This is a genomic window from Roseomonas sp. KE0001, from assembly GCF_016107285.1.
In the GTDB taxonomy this organism is placed as follows: Bacteria; Pseudomonadota; Alphaproteobacteria; order Acetobacterales; family Acetobacteraceae; genus Pseudoroseomonas.
On the sequence record NZ_RCVQ01000006.1, the window covers coordinates 186,738 to 209,115 of the forward strand.

Genomic DNA, 22,378 nt, shown 5'->3' on the forward strand with positions numbered 1-22,378 from the left:
CTCACCGGCGGCTTCCCCCCTCCGCCGGACGGATCAGTCCGCCTGGGCCGCCTGACCCATGCGGTAGGGATGCGCCGGGTAGCTGCCGAGGACGCGCAGCTCGCGCGAGAAGAAGGCCAGCTCCTCCAGGGCGCGCTTCAGGGGGGGGTGGTCCGGGTGGCCATCCACGTCGCAGAGGAACTGCGTGGCGGTGAAATGGCCGTCGAGCATGTAGCTTTCGAGCTTGGTCATGTTCACGCCGTTGGTGGCGAAGCCGCCCAGCGCCTTGTACAGCGCCGCCGGGATGTTGCGGACGCGGAAGACGAAGGTGGTGACGGTGTTCATCGCCTCCACCGCCGGCATCCGCGGCGCGCGCGCCATGACATAGAAGCGCGTGGTGTTGTGCGCCTCGTCCTCGACATTGTGCAGCAGGATCTCGAGGCCATAGGTCTCGGCCGCCAGCGAGGAGGCGATGGCGGCGTCCTCCAGGCTGGGCCGCTCGGCCAGCAGCTTGGCGGCGCCGGCCGTGTCGGCCTCGATCACCGGCTCCAGCCCGCGCTCGCGCAGCAGCTTGAGCACCTGGCCGAGCGCCACCGGATGGCTGTGGGCGCGCTTCAGCCCGGCGAGCGTCGCGCCCTTGTGCGCCAGCAGGCAGTGCTCGACGCGCTGGTAGTGCTCGCCCACGGTGAAAAGGCCCGAATCGGGCAACAGGCGGTGGATGTCCGGCACCCGGCCGGCCAGCGAGTTCTCGCAAGGAAGCATGGCGAGGTCGGCCCGCGCCTCCCGCACCGCCTCCATCGCCGCCTCGAAGCTGGGGCAGGGCAGGGTGGTCCAGCCGGGATAGGCGCTGCGGCAGGCCAGGTCGGAATAGGCTCCAGGGACACCCTGGAAGGCGATCACACCGCTCACGCTTGATTCTCCGGCCCGGGCAGAAGGGGGAAGGTCCGCGCCGGGGCTTGTCGCTCGGAATGGGGCGACGGGTTGAAGCGCCGCCGTTGTCCCACTATGGTCCGGACGCTTCTAGTCGAGGCCAAGGCCGTGCGCAAACAGCGGCCGGGTCCGATGCGGGGTCCCCTGCACTTCGTCTGAGAAATGGATCTGGCAGAATGAGCTTGGAGGTCAACAAGGCGTTCGCCGCCGTCCTCACCGCCGGGATCGCCTTCATGGTGGCCGGGTTCATCGGTCAGCAGGTCGTGCATCCGAAGCGGCTTGAGAAGACGGCGATCGCCATCGACGTGCCCGAGACCTCCGGCGCCCCGGCCGCCGCGGAACCGCAGATCGACCCGATCGCGCCGCTGCTGGCCAATGCCAATGTCGACAACGGCCGCCAGATCGCCGCCCGCCTCTGCGCCGCCTGCCACACCTTCGAGGAGGGCGGCGCCAACAAGGTCGGCCCCAACCTCTACGGCGTGGTCGGCAACCACCATGCGCATCTCGACAGCTTCAACTATTCCCCGGCGATGAAGGGCCTGGCCGACAAGCCCTGGGACTACGAGGCGCTGAACCACTTCCTGGCCAGCCCGGCCCGCACCATCCGCGGCACCCGCATGGCCTTCGCCGGGCTGCGCAGCACCGAGCAGCGGGCCGATGTCATCGCCTATCTGCGGACCCTGGCGGCCTCGCCGCAGCCGCTGCCGTGACACCGGACCTCATCGCGGCCGCCGAGGCGGCCGCCGGGGCGGCGGGGGCGGTCATCCGCCCCCTTTTCCGTTCCGGCCTGCTGGTCGAGGCCAAGGGCGACGCCAGCCCCGTGACGGAGGCCGACAAGGCGGCGGAGCGGGCCATCCGGGCGCTGCTGGCCGAGCGCTTCCCGCAGCACGGCGTGATCGGCGAGGAATACGGCGCCGAGCGCGCCGGCGCCGAGTATGTCTGGGTGGTCGACCCGATCGACGGCACACGCGCCTTCGTCACCGGCCGGCCGCTCTTCGGCAGCCTGATCGGCCTGCTGCACCGGGGGCGCCCCGTCCTCGGGCTGATCGACCAGCCGGCGACCGGCGAGCGCTGGCTGGGCATGGCCGGGGCGCCGCTGCGCTTCACCGGCCCGATGGGCGGCACGCCCGGCACCCGGCCCTGTTCCCGCCTGGCCGAGGCGGAGCTGTCCTGCACCAGCCATGAGATGTTCACCGCGGCAGAGGCGCCCCGCTTCGCCCGCCTCCGAGCGGCGGCGCGCCGCGTGACCTGGGGCGGCGATTGCTACGCCTATGGCCTGCTGGCGCTCGGCCTGGTCGACCTCGTCGTGGAATCCGACCTCCGGCCCTGGGACTGGGCGGCGCTGGTGCCGGTGGTCGAGGCGGCCGGCGGCCGCATGACCGACTGGCAGGGGCGGCCGCTGCAGCTCGGCGCCGGGGAGCAGGCCGGCCCGCAACAGGTGCTGGCGGTGGGCGACGCCGCCCTGCTGCCGGAGGCGACAGGGCTGCTGGCCGGCTGAGGCGGCGGCGCGCCCCTCGCCCGCGTTTCAAAAAGCAAGCCGGGCGACGCCGCGGTTGTCCTGCGGGGGAGGAACCCTCATCCTAGGGGTCATGCGCCGACGTCCCCTGTTCGCTTCCGGCCTCGCCCTCGCCCTGGGCCCTGTCCTGCCTCGCGCGCGGGCGCAGCAGGCTCCCGCCGCTCCGCCGCCGGCGGAGGCGCCGCCCGGGCCCCGCCGCACCCATGCCCTGTCGCTGCTGGGCGAGCCGGCCCTGCCGGAGAACTTCCCCCACTGGCCCTGGGTGAACCCGGCGGCGCCCCGGGGCGGGGCCATGGTGCGCCATGCCATCGGCAGCTTCGATTCCTTCAATCCCTTCATCCTGCGCGGCACGCCGGCCGCCGCCGTCGCGGCGATCTACGACACGCTGATGACGCCGAGCTTCGATGAGGCCAGCACAGAATATCCGCTGCTGGCCAAACTCGTGGAGGTCCCGCGCGACGGGCGCGGCGTCGCCTTCGAGCTGGACGAGCGGGCCCGCTGGCACGACGGCCGGCCGGTCACCGCGGCCGACGTGGTCTGGAGCTTCGACACGCTGCGCCGGCATGGGCGGCCCAATTTCAGCGGCTACTACGGCGATGTCGCGGAGGCCGTGGCGGAGGGGGAGCGCCGCATCGTCTTCCGCTTCAGCACGGCCGACAACCGGGAACTGCCGCAGATCCTCGGCCAGCTTCCGGTGCTTCCCCGGCACTGGTGGGAGGGCAAGGACTTCGCTCAGCCCGGCCTGGAGATCCCGCTCGGCTCGGGCCCCTACCGGATCGAGGCCTTCGAGCCGGGCCGCAGCGTCACCCTGCGCCGCGTCGCCGACTACTGGGGCCGCGACCTGCCGGTGCGCCGGGGCACCAACAACATCGAGACGCTGCGCTTCGACTACTACCGCGACAGCACCGTGGCGCTGGAGGCCTTCAAGGCCGGGCAGGTCGATTTCCGGCTGGAGAACGTCGCCAAGGACTGGGCCACCGCCTACGACTTCCCCGCCGTGCGCCAGGGGCTGGTGAAGCGCGAGGAGATCCCGCACGAGCTGCCGACCGGCATGCAGGGCTTCGCGATGAACATCCGGCGCCCGCTCTTCCAGGACCGCCGCGTGCGCCAGGCGCTGGGGCTGGTCTTCGACTTCGAGTGGATGAACGCCAACCTGTTCTACGGCAGCTACACGCGCACCACCTCGTACTTCTCCAATTCCGAGCTGGCCTCGCGCGGCCTGCCCTCCGAGGGCGAGCTGATGGTGCTCTCCGCCTTCCGCGGGCGTCTGCCGGAGGAGATCTTCACCACCGAGTTCCGCGTGCCGTCCTCGGATGGCAGCAATGCCAGCCGCGAGAACGCCCGCCAGGCGCTGGCCCTGTTGCGGGAGGCGGGCTGGGGCGTGAAGGATCGCCGGCTGGTCAACGAGAAGGGCGAGCCCTTCAGCTTCGAGATCCTGCTCGACGGACCGACCTTCGAGCGCATGGCCCTGCCCTATATCCAGGCGTTGCAGCGCCTCGGCATCGAGGCGCGGGCGCGCACCGTCGATCCCGCCCAGTATCAGGTGCGGATGGACAATTTCGACTATGACATGACGGTCGAGCTGTTCGGTCAGAGCCTGTCTCCCGGCAACGAGCAGCGCGACTACTGGTCCTCCGCCAAGGCCAAGGAGCCGGGCAGCCGCAACACCATCGGGATCGCCGATCCGGTGGTGGACGCGCTGATCGAGCTGGTCATCAGCGCGCCGGACCGCCAGGCGCTGATCGACCGCACCCGCGCGCTGGACCGCGTGCTGCTCTGGGGGTTCTATGTCGTGCCGCACTGGCACAGCCGCAGCTTCCGCATCGCCTGGTGGGACAAGTTCGGCCGGCCGGAGCGCAACCCGCGCTACAACTTCGACCTGTCGGCCTGGTGGGTGGACGCGGCGCGCGACCGTGCCCTGCCGGCGGACCGCAGGGCGGTGCCCTGACCCGTGCCGCGCGGTCCGGGGATGGCCCCGCCTCCCGCCGCCGGTCTTCCTGCCATTGGTCTTCCTGAAGGATAGCGCATGGGCGCCTACCTCCTGCGGCGTCTCCTCCTGCTGGTGCCGACGCTCTTCGGCATCATCCTGATCAATTTCGCCGTGGTGCAGTTCGCGCCCGGCGGGCCGGTGGAGCAGATGCTGGCCGAGCTGCGCGGGCAGGGTGGCAGCGGCATCGGGCGCCTCTCGGGCGAGGGGCAGGGTGAGCTGCGGATGCCCCAGGGGATGCCCCAGGGGGGCGGAGGGGGCGGGCCTGTCGGCCAGTATCGCGGCGCGCAGGGCATGGACCCGGCGCTGGTGGCGCGGATCGAGACCATGTTCGGCTTCGACAAGCCGGCGCATGAGCGCTTCCTCGACATGGTCGGCGGCTATCTGCGCTTCGATTTCGGCCGCAGCCTGTTCCAGGGCCGGCCGGTGATCGACATCCTGCTGGAGAAGCTGCCGGTCTCGATCAGCCTCGGCCTGTGGTCGACGCTGATCATCTACCTCGTCTCCATCCCGCTCGGCATCCGCAAGGCGGTGCGCGACGGCACCGCCTTCGATGCCTGGACCTCGGGCGTGGTGCTGGTCGGCTACGCGATCCCCGGCTTCCTCTTCGCCATCCTGCTGGCGGTGCTCTTCGCCGGCGGCTCCTTCGTGCAATGGTTCCCGTTGCGCGGCCTCGCCTCGTCCGGCAGCGCCGAATGGCCCTTCTGGCAGCGCGCGCTGGACTATGCCTGGCACATGGCGCTGCCGACCCTCTCGCTGGTGGTGGGCGGCTTCGCCGGGCTGGTGATGCTGACCAAGAACAGCTTCCTCGACGAGATCGGCAAGCAATACGTGCTGACGGCGCGGGCCAAGGGGGCGGATGAGCGGCGGGTGCTCTACGGCCATGTCTTCCGCAACGCCATGCTGCTGATCATCGCCGGCTTCCCGGCCGCCTTCATCGGCATCCTCTTCACCGGGGCGCTGCTGGTCGAGATCGTCTTCTCGCTGGACGGGCTCGGCCTGCTCGGCTTCGAGGCAGCGATCCGCCGCGACTATCCGATCATGTTCGGCACGCTCTACCTCTTCACCCTGCTCGGACTGCTCATGCAGCTCATCGGCGACATCGCCTATACCCTGATCGATCCCCGCATCGACTTCGAGGCCCGCCGCTGATGACGCTGCGCCCGATCACGCGCCGGCGGCTGGCCAATTTCCGCGCCAACCGGCGCGGCTGGTGGTCGCTCTGGATCTTCCTCGCCCTCTTTCTCGTCACGCTCTGCGCCGAGCTGGTCGCCAATGACCGGCCCCTGCTGGCCCGTGTCGGGGACCGCTGGTTCTTCCCCGTCGCCGTCGAGTACGCCGAGAGCGACATCATCCCCGACGGTTTCCCCACCGCCGCCGTCTGGCGCGACCCGGTGCTGCGGCAGGAGGTGGCCGAGCGCGGCGGCTGGATGCTCTGGCCCCCCTTGCCCTACCGCCACGACACCATCATCCGCGATCTCGGCCGGCCCGCGCCCTCGCCCCCCTCCTGGCGCAATCCGCTGGGCACCGACGACCAGGCGCGCGACGTGCTGGCGCGGGTGATCTACGGCTTCCGCACCTCGGTGCTCTTCGGCTTCACGCTGACGATCCTGAGCGCCGTCATCGGCATCGCGGCCGGGGCGGTGCAGGGCTATTACGGCGGCTGGGTGGATCTCGGCTTCCAGCGCTTCATCGAGATCTGGTCGGGCATGCCGCAACTCTTCCTGCTGATCATCCTCTCTAGCGTCATCGCGCCGGGCTTCTGGGTGCTGCTGTTCTTCCTGCTGCTCTTCTCCTGGATGGCGCTGACCGGCGTGGTGCGCGCCGAGTTCCTGCGCGGCCGCAATCTCGACTATGTGCGCGCGGCCAAGGCGCTCGGCGTCGCCGACACCCGACTGATGATCCGCCACATCCTGCCCAATGCCATGGTGGCCACGCTGACCTTCCTGCCCTTCCTGCTCTCCGGCTCGGTCACCATCCTGGCCAGCCTGGACTTCCTCGGCTTCGGCCTGCCGCCGGGCTCTCCCTCGCTCGGCGAGCTGGTGACGCAGGGCAAGAACAACCTGCAGGCGCCCTGGCTCGGCATGACGGCCTTCGCCGTGCTGGGCGGGGTGCTGACCCTGCTGATCTTCGTGGGCGAGGCGGTGCGCGACGCCTTCGATCCGCGCAAGCTTCCGGGCGGCGGGCGGTGAGGGCGGCGGGCGTGGACGACATCCTGCGCGTCGAGGATCTTTCCGTCGCCTTTCGCGGCCAGACCGTGGTCCAGGAGGTCTCCTTCGCCGTGAAGCCGGGGGAGACGGTTGCCCTGGTCGGCGAATCCGGCAGCGGCAAGAGCGTCACCGCGCTGTCCTGCCTGAGGCTGCTGCCGGCCGCCGGCGCCAATCCGCGCGGTCGCGTCCTGCTGGACGGCACCGACGTGCTGCGGGCCGGCCCGGCCGAGCTACGGCGGCTGCGCGGCGGCGTGGCCGGCATGGTCTTCCAGGAGCCGATGACCAGCCTCAACCCGCTGCACAGCATCGGCCGGCAGGTGGCCGAGGCGGTGCGGCTGCATCAGCCGCTGCGGGGCGCCGCGCTGCGCGAGCGGGTGATCGCCCTGTTGCGGCGCGCCGGCCTGCCCAATGCCGCCGAGCGGCTGGACGCCTTCCCGCACCAGCTCTCGGGCGGGCAGCGGCAGCGGGTGATGATCGCCGCCGCCCTGGCCAACGACCCGAAGCTGCTGATCGCCGATGAGCCGACCACGGCGCTCGACGTCACCATCCAGGCGCAGATCCTCGATCTGCTGGACGAGCTGAAGCGGCGCCTCGGCATGGCGATGCTGCTGATCACGCACGATCTCTCCATCGTCCGCGCCCATGCCGATGCGGTGGTGGTGATGCGCCATGGCCGCGTGGTGGAGCAGGGCAGGGCGGCCGAGGTGCTGGCGGCGCCGCGCGCCGACTACACGCGGATGCTGCTGGCCACCGAGCCGCGGGGGGCGCCGGCGCCGGTGCCGCCCGATGCGCCCGTCCTGCTCGAGGCCGAGGCGGTGCGGGTGCGCTTCCCGATCCGCCGCGGCCTGCTGCGCCGCCAGGTCGGCGAGGTGCGCGCGGTGGACGGCGTCTCGCTGGCGCTGCGGGAGGGCGAGACGCTCGGCCTGGTGGGGGAGAGCGGCAGCGGCAAGACGACGCTCGGCTTCGCGTTGCTGCAGCTCGAATCCAGCGAGGGCGCCATCCGCTTCGAGGGGACGCCGATCCAGGGCCTGTCGCGCGCCGCGCTGCGGCCGCTGCGGGCGCGGATGCAGATCGTCTTCCAGGACCCCTACGGCTCGCTCTCGCCGCGCATGAGCATCGCCGAGATCGTCGGCGAGGGCCTGGCGGTGCACGAGCCCTCGCTCTCCGCCGCCGCGCGGCAGGCGCGCGTGCTGGCGGCGCTGGAGGAGGTCGGGCTCGATCCCGCCACGGCGCAGCGCTATCCGCACGAGTTCAGCGGCGGGCAGCGGCAGCGCGTCGCCATCGCCCGCGCCCTGGTGCTGCAGCCGCGCCTGCTGGTGCTGGACGAGCCGACCAGCGCGCTCGACGTGTCGGTGCAGGCGCAGGTGGTGGAGCTGCTGCGCGGCCTGCAGGCCAGGCATCGCCTGGCCTATCTCTTCATCAGCCACGACCTGCGCGTGGTGCGCGCCATGGCGCACCGGATCATGGTGCTGAAGGGGGGCCAGGTGGTGGAGACGGGCGAGGCGGAGGAGGTGATGCGCGCGCCCCGGGCGGAGTATACGAGGGCCCTGATGCGCGCCGCCTTCCCGGAGGGCGCGGCAGCTCGGGAGGTCTCGGCCAGCGAATGAACGAAACAGGCGAATGAACGAACTAGAGGTGTTGCGGGAGCAGATCCGGGAGGACCGGGTCCAGCTCGGCATCCATATCCGCAAGATGAATTCCCCCGGCTCCCCCGTCTATCGCTACGGCGAGAACCTGGTCTGGCCGGTCGGCCTGCTGGTGGTGGCGATCATCGGCATGAAGCTGGTGAACGTCCATGTCGGCATGCTGCTGCTGGTGGCCGGCATGGGGTGGTGGCTGTGGAAGGTGCAGCCCCGGGTGAAGGCCGGCGTCTTCGAGCGGTCGGCCGCCCTGGCGCTGTCGGATGAGCGGCTGTTCGACGGGCTCTGGGCCAAGGGCGTGCTGACGCTCTATGCCAAGGCGCCGGACGGCACGCCGCGCGCGGCGGCGCGCAAGGATGACTGGCGGGCCTTCGTGCGCGCCATGGAAGCCCTGCGGGGCTGAAAGCTGCTCTCAGCCGGCGTCCCGCAGCGCCATGGTCCATTCGGCGATGCGGCGCGCGAGGCCCTCGGCGCCCGGCTCGAGCATCATCACATGCCCGCATCCCGGCAGGAATTCCACCGGCACGCCGTGCCAGAGCGCGCAGCGGCGCACCGCGTCGGGCGGGATCAGCCGGTCCTGCCCGGCGCCCAGCACCAGCACCGGCCGCCGGTGCAGCCAGCCGGGCGGCACCGGCTGCGGCCATTGCGCCTCTAGCAGCGCGCGGGAGGATTCGCCGCCCATCCGCGCCAGGGCGGCACGGGCCGCGGGCATCGGCATCGCGGCGCTGAAGAGGGCGGCCGCCAGTTCCGCCGGGGCCTGGCCCGGCGGCAGGTCCATCCGTGCCGCCTCGGCCCAGAGAACGGCATCGGCCAGGGCCAACCGGGCGCTCGACCACCACAGTCCCTCGGGCGGCACCGGCGCCAGCAGCACGGCGCCGCGCACCTGCGGCTCCAGCAGCAGCCGCTGCGCCACCAGCGCGCCCAGCGAATGCCCGACGAGCACGACCGGCCCGGCCTGGGCCCGCAACAGGGCCCGCGTCTGCTCGACATAGTCGGACAGCCCGGCCTGTTGCGCGGCCCCGCGGTCGAACTGCTGCGCCCGCACCGTGAGGCCGGCCTCCGCGCAGCTGGCCTCGAAGCCGTGGCGCCAGACCCAGGCGCCACAGCCGGCGCCGTGCAGCAGCAGCAGGGAAGGCGGGCCGGGATGACCGGCGTCATGGGGGCCCGGGGGCCGGAAGGTCGGCAGGCTGTCGGGCATCGCGGGGGCGGGATCCAGCAGGAGAAAGGGCAGAGTAGGGGCGGCATGACGCCACGGCCAGGGCGGCGGTGCCGCAACCCGTTGCTTTGCGTTACGAACGGATGCGCTTCTCACCCTGGTGTGAAGGCGCGCGGGCGCCCATCTGCCTCCCGACGCCACACTGTGCTTCGCGCACCGAGGCCCGGCGGTGTATGGGAGGCCGGCCATGTCACCCAATGATCTTCGTGCCGACCGCCCCCTGGTCGGCGAGCGCGCCCAGCCTCACCAGCCCGCTCCCGCGCCGCCCGGCGTCCCGCCACGCCCGCCGCGCCGCGGCCAAGGGCGCGGCCAGGGGCGCGGCGGCAGTGGCCGTGGCTTCGGCCGCTGGGTTGTCCGCCTCGCCGGCTATGGCCTGGTGCTGGGCATGGCGGGCGTCGTGGTGGCCGGCGTGGCGGGCTATGGCTTCTATCGCCAGACGGCGGGCGACCTGCCGCCGCACGAATGGCTCGCGGATTACCAGCCGCCGCAGATGAGCCGCATCTACGCCGCGGATTCCAAGCTGATGGCCGAGCTGGCGCTGGAGCGCCGCGTCTTCGTGCCGATCGGCGCCATCCCGAAGCGGGTGCAGGCGGCCTTCGTCTCGGCCGAGGACCAGAACTTCTGGAGCCACCACGGCGTCGATCCCTTGGCCCTGACGCGCGCCGTGGTGATGAATGTCGAGGGCATGGCGACCGGGCGGCGCGCCGTCGGCGCCTCGACCATCACCCAGCAGGTCGCCAAGAACATGCTGGTCGGCAACGACCGCACGGTGATGCGCAAGGTGCGCGAGGCGATCCTCGCCTTCCGCCTGGAAAGCGCCATGCCGAAGGATCGCATCCTCGAGATCTACCTGAACGAGATCTTCCTCGGGCAGCAGGCCTATGGCGTGGCCGCGGCGGCCATGAACTACTTCAACAAGGGCCTGGACGAGCTCAGCCTGGGCGAGACCGCCTTCCTGGCCGCGCTGCCCAAGGCGCCGAACAACTACAATCCGAGCCGCTACCCCGAGGCCGCCAAGGCGCGCCGCGACTGGGTGCTGGACCGCATGGCGGAGGATGGTGCGGTGACCCGCGCCGAGGCCGAGGCGGCGAAGCAGGAGCCGATCATCGCGCGTGGCCGGGTGCGGCCCGAGACCGTGGCCACCGGCCCGTATTTCACGGAGGAGGTGCGGCGCGAGCTGGTGGCCCGCTTCGGCCAGGACCAGACGACGATGGGCGGGCTGGTGGTCCGCACCAGCATGGAGCCCGAGCTGCAGGCGGCGACGGAGCAGGCCCTGCGCGACGGGCTCACGGCCTATGACCGCCGGCGTGGCGGCTGGCGCGGCCCGGTGGCGAAGATCAGCACCGCCGCCACCGAATGGATGCCGGCGCTGGAGGCGGTGTCGCGGCCGGGTGGCGCGCAGCCCGGCTGGCGGCTCGCTGTGGCGCTGTCCGTGGAGGCGCGCGAGGCCCGGCTGTCCTGGCTGGAGCGGCCCGACGGGCGCGCCCAGGCGCAGCCGCGCCAGGGCACGCTGTCGCTCGAGGATGTCGCCTCCTGGGCACGGCCGGTGAATGCCCAGGGCCGCCTGGGCGGCCAGCCCCGGCGGATGCAGGAGGTGCTGAGCCCGGGCGACGTGGTGCTGGTGGAGGAGGTTCCGGCGCGCGGCAATGCGCGCGGCTCCCGGCTGTCGCTGCGGCAGATCCCGCTGATCCAGGGCGCCGCGGTGGCGCTGGACCCGGCCACCGGGCGCGTGCTGGCGATGACCGGCGGCTATGCCTTCGAGCAATCCTGGTTCAACCGCGCCACCCAGGCGCTGCGCCAGCCCGGCTCGGCCTTCAAGCCCTTCGTCTATCTGCCGGCGCTGGAGATGGGCATCCCGCCCAACCAGAAGCTGCTCGACGGGCCGATCGAGATCATGACGCCGCAGGGCCTCTGGAAGCCCGGCAACTACAGCGGTCAGCCGCGCGGCTGGGTGACCATGCGCAGTGCCCTGCAGCAATCGCTCAACCTCGTCACCATCCGGTTGGCGCAGGAGGTCGGCATCGAGCGGGTCGCCGACGCGGCGGCGCGCTTCCACGTCATTCCCAACATGCCGCGCGTGCTCTCCATGGCGCTCGGCGCCGGCGAGACCACGGTGATGCGCATGGCCGCCGGCTATGCCTCCTTCGTCAATGGCGGCAAGGAAGTGACGCCGACCCTGATCGACACGGTGCAGGACCGCTTCGGCAAGGTGGTCTGGCGGGCCGACAACCGCCGCTGCGAGGGCTGCGAGGGCGGACCGCAGGGCGAGCCGCCCCGGCTGGTCGACGAGCGCAAGCAGGTGACCGATCCGATCTCCGCCTATCAGATGGTCTCGCTGCTGCAGGGCGTGGTGCAGTACGGCACCGGCAAGCGCGCGGCGGAGGGGCTGAACCGGCCGGTCGCCGGCAAGACCGGCACCACCAACGACTACATGGACAACTGGTTCGTCGGCTTCACGCCGGACATCGTCGTCGCCGTCTGGATGGGCTTCGACGAGCCGCGCAGCCTGGGCTCGGGCGAGACAGGCGGCGGCGGCCCGGCCGGCATCTTCCATGACGTGCTGGCCTCGGCGCTGAAGGACAGCCCGCCGGTGCCCTTCCGCGCGCCGCCGGGCGTGGCGCTGGTCCGCACCCAGCTGGAGAACGGCCAGACCATTCTCGAGGCCTTCAAGCCGGGAACCGAGAATGCCGCCCGCCCGCCGATCGACAACGGCGTCCTCTCCTCCAGCACGCCGGCCGGCGTCGATAACAGCCTGGGCGGCCTGTACTGACGGGCTGAAGCCTCCCGGAGTTCGCGGCGACAGGGTCGGCCCAGGGGGCCGGCCCTTTTTCGTGCCCGATGTCGGGCCTCGGCCCAGGCTCTCGGGCTGAAATCCATCCTCCATTACCCGTGATGCGCGATATCACCACAACTTGACGTGGCGAACGGTCCCTTTATGCGCGGAAAGTCTGTTTAATGATACTAACCGGGTGGTAATGATCCTCAGCCCGGCATTGGCGCAATTTTGGAAGAAACGCACATCATGGCTCGCCCTTATGTTCATCCCGAGAATGTCCTGGTCGGTCTCGCGTGGAACGAGACGCTGGTCGGCGGCGATGGCGCCGACTACATCTTCGGCGGCGACGGCAATGATCGGCTGATCGGCGGCGGCGGCACCAACTTCCTGGACGGCGGCCCCGGCCTCGACACGGCCGTCTATTCCGGCTCCGCCGCGAGCTATGCCATCAGCACCTTCGGCGGCGTCGTGCTGGTCGAGAACCTGCTGGACGGCGCACTCGACTATGCCGTCAACGTCACCCGCTTCGAGTTTTCCGACAGCCTGCTGACGCTGGATGTGCCGGCCTTCAGCCCGCAGCGCTACGTCGCCTCCAACCCCGACCTGATCGGCATCTTCGGCACCAATGCCGTGGAGGCCACCTGGCATTACGTGGAGGCCGGCCACGCCGAGGGCCGCGCGACGGACAGCTTCAACGGCCTGAACTACCTCGCCGCCTATGACGACCTGGTGCAGGCCTTCGGGGCCAATGCCCAGCTCGGCTACAACCACTTCATCACCTATGGCCATGCCGAGGGGCGCAGCGACCAGGGCTTCGACGGCCTGACCTACATCGCCTCCTATGACGACCTGATCGCCGCCTTCGGCGCCAATGTCGAGGCCGGCGCCGCGCACTACATCAACTACGGCGTCAAGGAAGGCCGCGAGCGCAGCGACTTCAACGCGCTGGAGTACATCGCCTCGCATGAGGACCTGATCGAGGCCTTCGGTCCCGATTATGCCGCCGGCACGCTGCACTTCATCAATCACGGCTTCGCCGAGGGCCGCTCGCGCGACAGCTTCGATGCCGAGACCTACCTGGCGAAGTACACTGACCTGCAGGCGGCCTTCGGCCACGATCTCGACGCCGCCACGGCGCACTACATCACCTATGGCCACGGCGAAGGCCGCACGGATCACCTCATCGCCTGATCCGCATCCTTCGATCGGGGGGGGCGCCGGGTGGCTCCGCCATCAGGCGCCTCCCGCCATGCTTCCGGCCTCTTCCGGCGGCCGCCCCCTGGACACCCTGGGCGGCGGGATAGTAATCCCCCCTGCCTCCGCCCAGCCTCGTCGCCGCCGGCCCTCCGCCGGACGATCGGGAAGCCCGGCCCGTCCGGGTGGGCGCCCGCGGTGTTTCCCGTCTTCCGGGCACCACCGCAGACCGAAAGGGTGACAGGATGCGAGCCGATGCCGAGGCCCTGCGCGGCCAGATCCAGGACTCCATCGACCTGCTGCGGCGCCATCTCGACTGGGACGTGGCGCTGCGCCGCCTCGATGAGGTGAATGCCCGCGCCGAGGATCCGACCCTCTGGGAGAAGCCCGACGAGGCGCAGGCGGTGATGCGCGAGCGCAACCGGCTGGCCGACCAGATCGAGGGCGTAAAGGCGCTCGAGCAGAACGTCGCCGATGCGCTGGAGCTGATCGATCTGGCCGAGGCGGAGGGCGACGCCGCGACCGCCGACGCCGCCGTGGCCGACCTGAAGGCCTTCGCCGCCGAGGCCAAGCGCCGCGAGATCGAGAGCCTGCTCTCCGGCGAGGCCGACATGCGCGACTGCTTCGTGGAGGTGAATGCCGGCGCCGGCGGCACCGAGGCGCAGGACTGGGCGCAGATGCTGCTGCGGATGTATCAGCGCTGGGCCGAGAAGCGCGGCTACAAGGTGCAGCTCACTGAGGAGAGCGAGGGCGAGCAGGCCGGCATCAAGTCCGCCACCATCCAGGTAAGTGGCCCCAACGCCTATGGCTGGCTCAAGACCGAGAGCGGCGTGCATCGGCTGGTGCGCATCAGCCCCTTCGACGCCGCCGCGCGCCGCCAGACCAGCTTCGCGAGCGTCTACGTCTTCCCGGTGATCGACGACAAGATCGAGATCGAGATCAACCCGGCCGACCTCAAGACCGACACCTTCCGCGCCTCCGGCGCCGGCGGCCAGCACGTCAACAAGACCGAGTCGGGCGTCCGCTTCACCCATATCCCGACCGGCATCGTCGCCGCCTCGACCCAGGACCGTTCGCAGCACCGCAACCGCGCCATCGCCATGGACATGCTGAAGGCGCGTCTCTACGAGCTGGAGCTGCGCAAGCGCGAGGAGGTCAACGCCGCCACCGAAGCCGGCAAGACCGACATCGGCTGGGGCCACCAGATCCGCTCCTACGTGCTGGCGCCCTACCAGTTGGTGAAGGACCTCCGCACCAACGTCGAGAAGGGCAATCCGGACGCGGTGCTGGATGGCGAGCTGGACGACTTCATGGCCGCCGCCCTGGCCTCCCGCGTCGGGGCGCACCGTTCGGATGCCAGCGCCGCCGCGCGGTGAGGGTGCCGGCATGACCGAGCTGTTCCCCGGGGCCCTCCGCCCGCAGGACCGCCACGACCCCGGCGGCAAGGTGCGGCTGGCGGTCTCGGGCGATGTGGTCAGCCGCGCGGTCTTCTCCGATTGCGGCCGCTACCGCACCGTCCTGGAGCGGCGCTGGGACGGGAAGCCCTTCGGCACGCCGGGCTGCGTCGCCTGGATCATGATGAACCCCTCCACCGCCGATGAGCAGGTGGACGACCCCACCGTGCGCCGCTGCCGCGATTTCACCCGCCGCTGGGGATATGGCGCCATGCTGGTGCTGAACATCTTCGCCCTGCGTGCCACCAGCCCGGCCATGCTGCTCCGGGCGGAGGATCCGGTCGGGCCGGGGAACGACGCCGCGATCGGCGAGGGGGCGGCGCGAGCCGAGACGGTGATCGCCGCCTGGGGATTGCCGCCGCGGCCGCTGCGGGGGCGGGGCCCGGAGGTGGCGGCCCTGTTGCGGGCCGCCGGGATCGCGCCGCTGGCGCTCCGGGTCACGCAATCGGGCCAGCCGGGACATCCGCTCTATATCGCCGGCGACACCCGGCCGGTGCCCTGGAACATGGGCTGAGGGCCGGGTCGGACTGAAGGCGCCGGGAACGGCTTCGCGACGCCTTCGCCGGCGAGGCCTCGTGTCAGGCCCAGCCGCGTCCCGCCACCAGCGAGATCAGGAACAGGACCAGGAAGATCACGAAGAGGATCTTCGCGATGCCGCTGGCCGCCGAGGCCACGCCGGAAAAGCCCAGCACGCCGGCGACCAGGGCAATGACGAGAAAGATCAGTGTCCAGTAAAGCACGGTGACGTCTCCTTCGGTCCTGTCGCCCTCGCCGGAGTTGCGGGGCATGACGACCGGAGGAACGCCGTGCTTCGGATCACGGTTTCAGCCGATGGGAACCGTCGCGGAAACCGCCTGGTAGGTCGCGATGGCAAGAGCCAGCGGCTCGAAAGGCTTGCTGATGACGAAGGCGGGCTCGACCTGCTCCGCCGTCAGCAGCCGCTCCGGATAGGCCGTGACGAAGACCACCGGCACCTTCAGCTCCTGCTGGATGCGGTTGACGGCGTTGATCCCGTCCCCGCCCATGCCGAGGTTCACGTCGGCCAGGATCAGCCCGGGGTGCCGCTCCTGCGCCAGCCGGACCGCCTGCGCCTCGCTGGCCGCGACGCCGATCACCCGGTGGCCGCAGGCCTCGACCAGCTGGCGCACATCCATGGCGATGATCGGCTCGTCCTCGATCACCAGGATGTCGGTGGCGGCGGCGTCGCGCAGGGATTGCCGCGCCTCCGACAGCTCGGTCTCCGCCACGTCCAGCGGCACGCCGACGACGCGGGCGGCCTCCTGGGCGGTCAGCTCCTCCAGCGCGGTCAACAGCAGGAGCTGCCGGTGCCGCAGAGTGAGGCTGCCGCCCGCCGCGCCTTCCCGCACGGGCGTCATCTGCGTCACGCCGGCGTACAGCGACAGCCGAGGGGGAAGGTCCGGCGGCAGGCCCTCGCGCAGGGCGCTGGCGACCAGCGCATCGCCCTCCGCCTGGCTGCCGGTCAGGGCGCGGGCATAGCGCCGCGCGGGGGGCAGGGCCCGCAGAAGCTCGGCGTGGTGTGCGGCGTTCATATCGTGGCCCTCGTATCGGTCCTAAGCTGCAGCAGAACTTTGAACAGGAAAGAATGTCCAATCAAACAGACCCGATCCGGACGCGGCTTCCCGCCGTGTTGCCGGATCTGAGGGCCTTTGCCCGCTTCCTGGCGCGCGACGCCTTCCTGGCCGACGATCTGGTCCAGGAAGCCGTGTTGCGCGGATTGCGGTCCGAAACGCAATGGGATCCTGCAACCAGCCTGCGGGCCTGGATGTTCCGGATTCTGCGCAATGTCTTCCTGGAGCAGGCGCGTCGGCGGGGCACGGAGAAGCGGGTGCTGGAGCAGTTGCCGGAACCGGGCCAGGCGCCTCCCGGTCAGGAGATGCATGGTGAGATGTCGGATCTGGCGCGCGCTCTGCAAGGGCTGCCGCTGCCCCAGCGCGAGGCGCTGATCCTGGTCGGCGCGCATGGCCTCTCTCACGAGGAGGCGGCCGCGGTCTGCGGGGTGCCGGTGGGCACGGTCAAGGCCAGGGTGTCGCGTGCGCGACTGGCGCTTGCGCGGCGGTTCCAGTCCGCGCCGGCCGCCGGAGAAGGGTCCGTGGAGGATTGATGCGGAAAGGCGCCGGGCCGGGCGATGCCGGATCGGTGGGCCGATGAGGCGGAAGTGGGGCGTGGCAGGCATGGATTGCCGCGACAAGCGCGCACCGGCCAAAAGGTTTCCGGAAGAAAACGCATGCCTGATATGCGTTTTTCGGCCATGTCGGAAGCAACCCTCTCCTTCGGCCGTTCATTGGTGGGTCATGCAAGGCGAGAAGACAATCATGACCCATGAGATGGCCACCCTCGAAGCCGATCGCACCTCCGCCACCGCGACGGCGAGCTTTCATGACCAGCTCGTGGCCATCCTGCCGCGTCTGCGGGTGCAGGCCGTCTCCATGACCCGCAACCGGGCCGATGCCGACGATCTGGTCCAGGCGGCGGTCAGCAACGCCCTGGCCGCGCAGGCGAGCTTCACCCCTGGCACGAATTTCGGCGCCTGGATGTTCCGCATCCTGCGCAACCGCTTCCTCTCCGACATCCGCCGCAAGCGCGACACCTGCGACATGGACAGCGCCCCGGCGGAGGCGCTGGCCCGGCCGGCGGCCCAGGAGGACAGCCTGGCGCTCCGCGAACTGCGCCGCCGCCTGGCGGATCTGCCCGCGGATCACCGCACCGCCCTGCTGCTGGTGACGGTGCAGGGCATGTCCTACGAGGAGGCCGCCGCGGTGATGGAATGCGCGGTCGGCACCGCCAAGTGCCGCGTCTTCCGGGCCCGGCGTCAGCTCGAGGCCTGGCTGACCGGCGAGCCGCAGGTCGCGCGCCGCAAGGCGGCACCGGCCGAGGCTGGCGAGACGCGCCGCCGGGATGCTAGCCTTCGCACCGCCGGCCGTGCAACCGGAACGCAGGCCCTGCATTTGGGAAGCTGATGGATCAGAGAGCGGACAAGCGTGTTTTGGCGGAGCCCGGGAAATCATCGCAGCGCCCGTCCGGCGGGCGTGCGCGCAAGGGCACGCCGGATGCGGCGTTCGACATCTGGCTACAGCGGGGGCTCCACGCCATGTTCGACGGCGTGGCTAAGGAGCCCATCCCTGAGGAACTGCTTCGGTTGATCGAGGACGATCGGACGGGGAAGAAAACGACGTGAGTTCTTCGGCGCCCCCGAAAGGGTGGGCGCTGCACCGATTGCTCCGCGGCGTCCGCGGACCAATGCTGCTGCTGCTCATGGTCGCTAGCGTGCCTGTCATCGGCATCGCTGGCGCCAATGCCGTTCTGAGCTACGAAGCGGAACTGGCAGCGGGCCGGCGCAACGCCACGATCCTGGTCGATATCGCGGCGGCCCGGCACGGCTCCACCATCGCGAGCCTGCGCCAGACGCTGCAGGGCATCGCCACCGACACGCGCCTGCTGCGCGACACGGCGGAAAGCTGCAGCACGCTTCTCTCCACCTTCAGCGCCGCCAATCCGGGCCGCTACTCCAACATCTGGGTCATGGACCGCGACGGGCAGACCCGGTGCAGCAGCATCGCGCTCCTGACCACGCCCCAGAAGGATTCCGCGACAGCGCACCGCGCCATGATGGGTCGGGACTTTATTCTCGGTCCTTTCCAGCAGGGCGCCGTCACCGGCCGCCCCGTCATCATCGGCGCGGTGCCCATCCTTGCCGAGGGCGAGGCGCAGGGGGTCATCGCCGCCGGCCTGCTGCTCGAGTATTTCGTTCGCAGCGAAGGCCGGGACCAGGGTCGCCAGGGGCAGCGCATCTGGCTCGTCGACGCGGAGGGCAGCGCGCTGCCGCTGACCCAGGCGGGCGCGATCGAACTGCCGGAACCCGGGATGCTCCGGCAATTGCAGGACGCCTCGGGCATCGCCGCGCTGGAGGCGCGCTCCCAGGCCGGGGCGGACTACGCCTATGCCAGCGCCCGTCTCGCGCCGGGGCTGAGCGTGCTGGTCGGCCTGCCGATCGGCGAGATCCGCAGCACCGCCATGGCGGTGCTGCTGCGGCGGGTGGCCGAGCTGGCGGCCTTCCTGCTGGCCTGCCTCGTGGTCATCGTCGTCGGCGCCGACATCGCCATCGCCCGGCCGCTGCGGCGCCTGGCGGCGCGGGTGCGCGGCTGGCAGCCCGGGGCGCCCTTCGGCCGCGCCGCCCAGCGTGGCGAGCCGGAGGAGGTGCAGGCGCTGGAGCAGGCCTTCGATGATGCCGCCCGCGCCATCGCGGGGCGCGAGGAGGAGTTGCAGGCCGCGCTGCGCCAGCGGGACCTGTTGATGGCCGAGATCCATCACCGGGTGAAGAACAACCTGCAGATCGTCGCCTCGCTGCTGAACCTGCAGGCCGGCCGCCTGCGCGATCCGCGCGCCCGGGCGGAGTTCGCCACCGCGCGCGACCGTGTCCAGGCGCTGGCGACGCTGCACCGCCATCTCTACACCAACCGCACCTTCGAGGTCATCGCGCTCCGCCCCTTCCTCGAGGAACTGGGGCATCAGCTCTTCGCCGCCATGGGCGAACGGCCGGGGCAGCGGATCAAGCTGGCGGTGGAGGCGGACGAGCTGGAGATCCTCACCGACCAGGCCGTCTCCCTCGCCCTGCTGATCACCGAGACCGTGACCAACGCCATCAAGCACGGCTTCCCGGACGCGCGCAGCGGCACCGTGACCATCGCCGTGCATGCCGAGGGGGACGAGGTGACGCTGACCGTGCGGGATGACGGGCTGGGCCTGCGCCTGGAGGACAATGCGCAGGACCGGGGTATCGGCCTGACGCTGATCCGCGGCTTCGCCCAGCATCTCGGCGGCGAGGTCGAGATCCGGCAGGCGGGGGGCACCGAGCTTCGCCTGCGCTTCACCCTGCGGCGCCGCGAGGCCGAGCCCGAGCCGCCGCTCCGCAGGGAAAGGGCCGAGGGGGGGAACGAGCAGGTGGCGGCGCAACCAGAAGCTTGAGCGTGCGTTCTCCGAGCAAACCGAGAAGGATCCGGATTTCCATGCGCAAACTGATGAGCCTGACGCTTCCCGTCCTGGCCCTGGCCCTGCCGATGATGGCCTGCAGCGAGGGGCCCGGCGAGCGGGCCGGGCGCGGCCTGGACCGTGCCGGTGAGAACATCCGCGACACCATCGACCCGCCGAAGGGGCCGGGCGAGCGCATGGGCCGTAGCATCGACCGCGCCCTCGACTGAGTCCGCCGCGCCGGGGCGGCTCCGCCCCCCGGCCGGCAACTGGTCGCCCGGAGGTCACGTTAGGTCCAGGCAGACCGCCTCGCAGAACAGGAGCACCATTCATGGCCCGCAGCTCGTCCTCCTCCTTCGACACCTCCTCCGTCGAGGAGCGCATCGCCGATCTTCGCCGCAAGGTGGAGGATCTGATGGAGGAGCAGATCACCCCGGCCGTCTCCCGCGCGGCCGGCAAGGCGCAGCATCTGGCGCAGCGTGCCAAGAGCACCGCCCGCCACGAGGCCGATCACGCCGTGGACTTCATGCGTGAGCGGCCGCTGGCCACCGTGGCCGTGGCGGTCGGCGTCGGCTTCCTGATCGCCCAGCTTCTGCGCCGCTGACGCCGATGCGCCCCTTCCGGCTTGCCGCCGTCTCCCTGGAGGCCGAGCGCGTGGTGCTCGGCCTCCAGGCCAAGCGCTACGTGTGGCGGGCCCTTTTCGGCATGATCGCGGCGGTCTTCGCCTGCGCCGCCCTGGTCATGCTGCATGTGGTCGCCTGGCTGGCGCTGCCGCTCGAATGGACGCCGCTGGCCCGTGCCGGGACGCTGCTGGGGGCCGATCTGGTGCTGGTGCTGGTCCTCGGGTTGCTGGCGATGCGGGACGCGCCGAGCCGGGCGGAGATCGAGGCACGCATCCTGCGGGACAATGCGATCGCGCAGACCCGCGCCAGCCTCGGCGTGGTGCCCCTGCTGGGCGGTATCGCCCGCTCTTCCGGAATGATGGGGCTGCTGTTCGGGCTGTTCCGCCGGCGCCGCTAGCACGGGAAGGGCGGCAACCGCCGCCCGGCCCGGCAGGGCCTCAGTCCAGCAGGCGCCGCAGCAGGTGCATCAGCATCTGCCGCTCCGCGGGGTCCAGCGCCGTGAGCAATTGCTCATTGGCGCGGCGCCCCTGTTCGGTCGCCTCCTCCAGCACCGCCTTTCCCTCGGGCGCGAGGGAGAGCACCACGGTCCGGCGGTCGAGCGGGTCGCGCCGGACCTCCAGCAGTCCCCTTCCGCGCAACCGGGCCACCACGCCCTGGATCGTCGCCGGATCGAGCGCCACGGCGCGGCCCAGGGCGTTCTGCGTCGCCTGCCCGATCTCGCCCAGCTTCAGGAGCGTGGCGAACTGAGTGGAGGTCAGCCCGCCGACGGCACCGCGATCCTGGAACAGCGAGGCATGCCGCTGGTGGGCGCGGCGGAGCAGGTGCCCCACCGATTCCTCAAGCCGGTAGCCTGGCGCCCCGGTCCGGGCGGCGCCGGCCTCGCGCACGGCGTCGATCAGCAGGGTGATGTCCTGGTCGGCGATGGCGGCGCACCTCGTCAGCGGTGAATGAGCGCACGCAGCATTGGCCGCGTGCCCGCATCCGTCAACCGGGTCACGCCCCAGGCGGGGATACCTCGGACCAGGGGCGGCGGCTACCCGCGCAGGACGCGATAGCCCTGCAGGGCGAAGGTGGCGCCGGCCAGGCCCAGCGCGGCGAGGCCGGCGCGGTCGGCGTGCCACATCAGCCGCTCCGCCAGGACGGCGGCGAGCTGGCGATGGCCGTCCGGGCCGCGCAGGCGCCGTCCGCCCTCGCCGGCCAGGGCGGAAAGCTGCCGCCAGAGGCCGGTGCGGCGCAGATCGATGCGGGGGATCTGCAGGGCGGCGCCCCACAGGCCGAGCCAGACCGCGGCGGTCATGAGGGCGCCGCTTTGCAGGGCGAGGACAGGATCCTCCCCCAGCCCGAACATGACGGCGAGAATGGCGAGAGCCGCGGCACACAGCACGCGACGGATCGAGTGGTCAGCCAGACTGCGCAGCATATCCATCCGGGCCTCTTCCTTCCTCCTCCGCATGCTGACGCCGCCGCCAGGAAGATGCTAGCCGCATTATCGCCTCATGCGGGACCGGGAGGCCCATCGGCCCTGCGTCCCGGCCATGCCTCGGGGCCTGCCGTCATGTCCCGAGGCGCATGCTTCGCCGGACAAACGACCGAGGCGATGCCAGCGTTGCAGCGTGCCCGGCCGGGAGCGGACGGTCCTGAAGAAGATGAATAATATGTCATAACACGGCCCGGCTGACGATCCTGATTCCCTTGCCCTTCTCCACCACGCCACAATCCGGGCAGCATGCCCGACCGCCCCTCGCAGGCGGCGGAAAGGCTGACCGCGTGACCAAGAGCGCGGGACCATCAACAATAAGGAGACCCGGCCGCGGCCCCGCCGCAGCCAGCCGGGAAGGGTAGGGAAAATGGGCTCGACGCTTCGCTC

The 22,378-nt window shown here is 71.1% G+C and carries 24 protein-coding genes; 18 read left to right on the top strand and 6 right to left on the bottom strand.

What is annotated here, in order from left to right:
• Positions 1-33: 33 nt before the first annotated feature.
• The gene (locus tag D9598_RS13750) at positions 34-888 is read right to left on the bottom strand and encodes a prephenate dehydratase (RefSeq protein ID WP_198367096.1); all 855 of its coding nucleotides are present in this window, start codon (positions 886-888) and stop codon (positions 34-36) included.
• 197 nt (positions 889-1,085) lie between these two features.
• Here D9598_RS13750 and D9598_RS13755 point away from each other — a divergent pair, with 197 nt between their 5' ends.
• The 7 genes from D9598_RS13755 (at position 1,086) to D9598_RS13785 (ending at position 8,665) form a co-directional block, all read left to right on the top strand.
• Positions 1,086-1,619, top strand: coding sequence for a cytochrome c family protein (locus D9598_RS13755; RefSeq protein ID WP_198367097.1), 534 nt, complete (start codon positions 1,086-1,088; stop codon positions 1,617-1,619).
• Positions 1,616-2,407 carry an inositol monophosphatase family protein gene (locus D9598_RS13760; RefSeq protein ID WP_198367098.1) on the top strand — a complete coding sequence of 264 codons (792 nt, stop codon included), beginning with the start codon at positions 1,616-1,618 and terminating at the stop codon, positions 2,405-2,407. The genes D9598_RS13755 and D9598_RS13760 overlap by 4 nt, the downstream gene beginning before the upstream one ends.
• A gap of 91 nt (positions 2,408-2,498) precedes the next feature.
• Entirely contained in the window at positions 2,499-4,373 is a 1,875-nt protein-coding gene (locus D9598_RS13765; protein WP_198367099.1) for an extracellular solute-binding protein, read from the top strand.
• Between the two features lie 78 nt (positions 4,374-4,451).
• The gene (locus D9598_RS13770) at positions 4,452-5,564 is read left to right on the top strand and encodes a microcin C ABC transporter permease YejB (protein ID WP_198367100.1); all 1,113 of its coding nucleotides are present in this window, start codon (positions 4,452-4,454) and stop codon (positions 5,562-5,564) included.
• Between the two features lie 5 nt (positions 5,565-5,569).
• On the top strand, positions 5,570-6,604 hold the full coding sequence (locus tag D9598_RS13775; protein ID WP_198367231.1) for an ABC transporter permease: 1,035 nt from the start codon (positions 5,570-5,572) through the stop codon (positions 6,602-6,604).
• A gap of 11 nt (positions 6,605-6,615) precedes the next feature.
• Entirely contained in the window at positions 6,616-8,229 is a 1,614-nt protein-coding gene (locus D9598_RS13780; RefSeq protein ID WP_370592027.1) for an ABC transporter ATP-binding protein, read from the top strand.
• Between the two features lie 13 nt (positions 8,230-8,242).
• Positions 8,243-8,665, top strand: coding sequence for a hypothetical protein (locus D9598_RS13785; protein WP_198367102.1), 423 nt, complete (start codon positions 8,243-8,245; stop codon positions 8,663-8,665).
• A gap of 9 nt (positions 8,666-8,674) precedes the next feature.
• Here D9598_RS13785 and D9598_RS13790 read toward each other — a convergent pair whose 3' ends face one another.
• Positions 8,675-9,460 carry an alpha/beta fold hydrolase gene (locus D9598_RS13790; RefSeq protein ID WP_198367103.1) on the bottom strand — a complete coding sequence of 262 codons (786 nt, stop codon included), beginning with the start codon at positions 9,458-9,460 and terminating at the stop codon, positions 8,675-8,677.
• A 205-nt stretch (positions 9,461-9,665) separates the two neighbouring features.
• On the opposite strand from D9598_RS13790, the gene D9598_RS13795 reads away from it, so the two are divergent.
• The 4 genes from D9598_RS13795 to D9598_RS13810 all read left to right on the top strand — a co-directional run bounded on the left by D9598_RS13795 (position 9,666) and on the right by D9598_RS13810 (position 15,416).
• Complete coding sequence (locus tag D9598_RS13795; protein ID WP_198367104.1) at positions 9,666-12,248, top strand: penicillin-binding protein 1A; 2,583 nt, start codon at positions 9,666-9,668, stop codon at positions 12,246-12,248.
• A 252-nt stretch (positions 12,249-12,500) separates the two neighbouring features.
• Positions 12,501-13,445, top strand: a complete 945-nt coding sequence (locus tag D9598_RS21500) for a hypothetical protein (protein ID WP_198367105.1) — start codon at positions 12,501-12,503, stop codon at positions 13,443-13,445.
• A gap of 248 nt (positions 13,446-13,693) precedes the next feature.
• Complete coding sequence (prfB, locus tag D9598_RS13805) at positions 13,694-14,824, top strand: peptide chain release factor 2 (protein WP_198367106.1); 1,131 nt, start codon at positions 13,694-13,696, stop codon at positions 14,822-14,824.
• Between the two features lie 10 nt (positions 14,825-14,834).
• Positions 14,835-15,416, top strand: a complete 582-nt coding sequence (locus D9598_RS13810) for a DUF1643 domain-containing protein (RefSeq protein WP_198367107.1) — start codon at positions 14,835-14,837, stop codon at positions 15,414-15,416.
• 64 nt (positions 15,417-15,480) lie between these two features.
• On the opposite strand, the gene D9598_RS13815 is transcribed toward D9598_RS13810, so the two are convergent.
• Both D9598_RS13815 and D9598_RS13820 read right to left on the bottom strand, forming a co-directional pair.
• Positions 15,481-15,642, bottom strand: coding sequence for a DUF1328 domain-containing protein (locus D9598_RS13815; RefSeq protein ID WP_198367108.1), 162 nt, complete (start codon positions 15,640-15,642; stop codon positions 15,481-15,483).
• Between the two features lie 84 nt (positions 15,643-15,726).
• Complete coding sequence (locus D9598_RS13820) at positions 15,727-16,452, bottom strand: PhyR family response regulator anti-anti-sigma factor (RefSeq protein WP_198367109.1); 726 nt, start codon at positions 16,450-16,452, stop codon at positions 15,727-15,729.
• Positions 16,453-16,547: 95 nt separating this feature from the next.
• On the opposite strand from D9598_RS13820, the gene D9598_RS13825 reads away from it, so the two are divergent.
• The 7 genes from D9598_RS13825 (at position 16,548) to D9598_RS13855 (ending at position 20,908) form a co-directional block, all read left to right on the top strand.
• Positions 16,548-17,024 carry a sigma-70 family RNA polymerase sigma factor gene (locus tag D9598_RS13825; RefSeq protein WP_370592028.1) on the top strand — a complete coding sequence of 159 codons (477 nt, stop codon included), beginning with the start codon at positions 16,548-16,550 and terminating at the stop codon, positions 17,022-17,024.
• A gap of 211 nt (positions 17,025-17,235) precedes the next feature.
• On the top strand, positions 17,236-17,880 hold the full coding sequence (locus D9598_RS13830) for a sigma-70 family RNA polymerase sigma factor (RefSeq protein WP_232477215.1): 645 nt from the start codon (positions 17,236-17,238) through the stop codon (positions 17,878-17,880).
• Entirely contained in the window at positions 17,880-18,098 is a 219-nt protein-coding gene (locus tag D9598_RS13835; protein WP_198367110.1) for a hypothetical protein, read from the top strand. The genes D9598_RS13830 and D9598_RS13835 overlap by 1 nt, the downstream gene beginning before the upstream one ends.
• A 62-nt stretch (positions 18,099-18,160) precedes the next feature.
• Entirely contained in the window at positions 18,161-19,885 is a 1,725-nt protein-coding gene (locus tag D9598_RS13840; RefSeq protein WP_198367111.1) for a histidine kinase dimerization/phosphoacceptor domain -containing protein, read from the top strand.
• Positions 19,886-19,926: 41 nt separating this feature from the next.
• Positions 19,927-20,118 carry a hypothetical protein gene (locus tag D9598_RS13845; RefSeq protein WP_198367112.1) on the top strand — a complete coding sequence of 64 codons (192 nt, stop codon included), beginning with the start codon at positions 19,927-19,929 and terminating at the stop codon, positions 20,116-20,118.
• 101 nt (positions 20,119-20,219) lie between these two features.
• The gene (locus tag D9598_RS13850; protein ID WP_198367113.1) at positions 20,220-20,492 is read left to right on the top strand and encodes a glycine zipper domain-containing protein; all 273 of its coding nucleotides are present in this window, start codon (positions 20,220-20,222) and stop codon (positions 20,490-20,492) included.
• A 5-nt stretch (positions 20,493-20,497) separates the two neighbouring features.
• Complete coding sequence (locus D9598_RS13855) at positions 20,498-20,908, top strand: hypothetical protein (RefSeq protein WP_198367114.1); 411 nt, start codon at positions 20,498-20,500, stop codon at positions 20,906-20,908.
• Positions 20,909-20,948: 40 nt separating this feature from the next.
• On the opposite strand, the gene D9598_RS21160 is transcribed toward D9598_RS13855, so the two are convergent.
• Together D9598_RS21160 and D9598_RS13865 are read right to left on the bottom strand one after the other, a co-directional pair.
• Complete coding sequence (locus tag D9598_RS21160; RefSeq protein ID WP_198367115.1) at positions 20,949-21,398, bottom strand: MarR family transcriptional regulator; 450 nt, start codon at positions 21,396-21,398, stop codon at positions 20,949-20,951.
• A 146-nt stretch (positions 21,399-21,544) separates the two neighbouring features.
• Positions 21,545-21,937, bottom strand: a complete 393-nt coding sequence (locus D9598_RS13865; protein ID WP_198367116.1) for a hypothetical protein — start codon at positions 21,935-21,937, stop codon at positions 21,545-21,547.
• Positions 21,938-22,378: the final 441 nt, after the last annotated feature.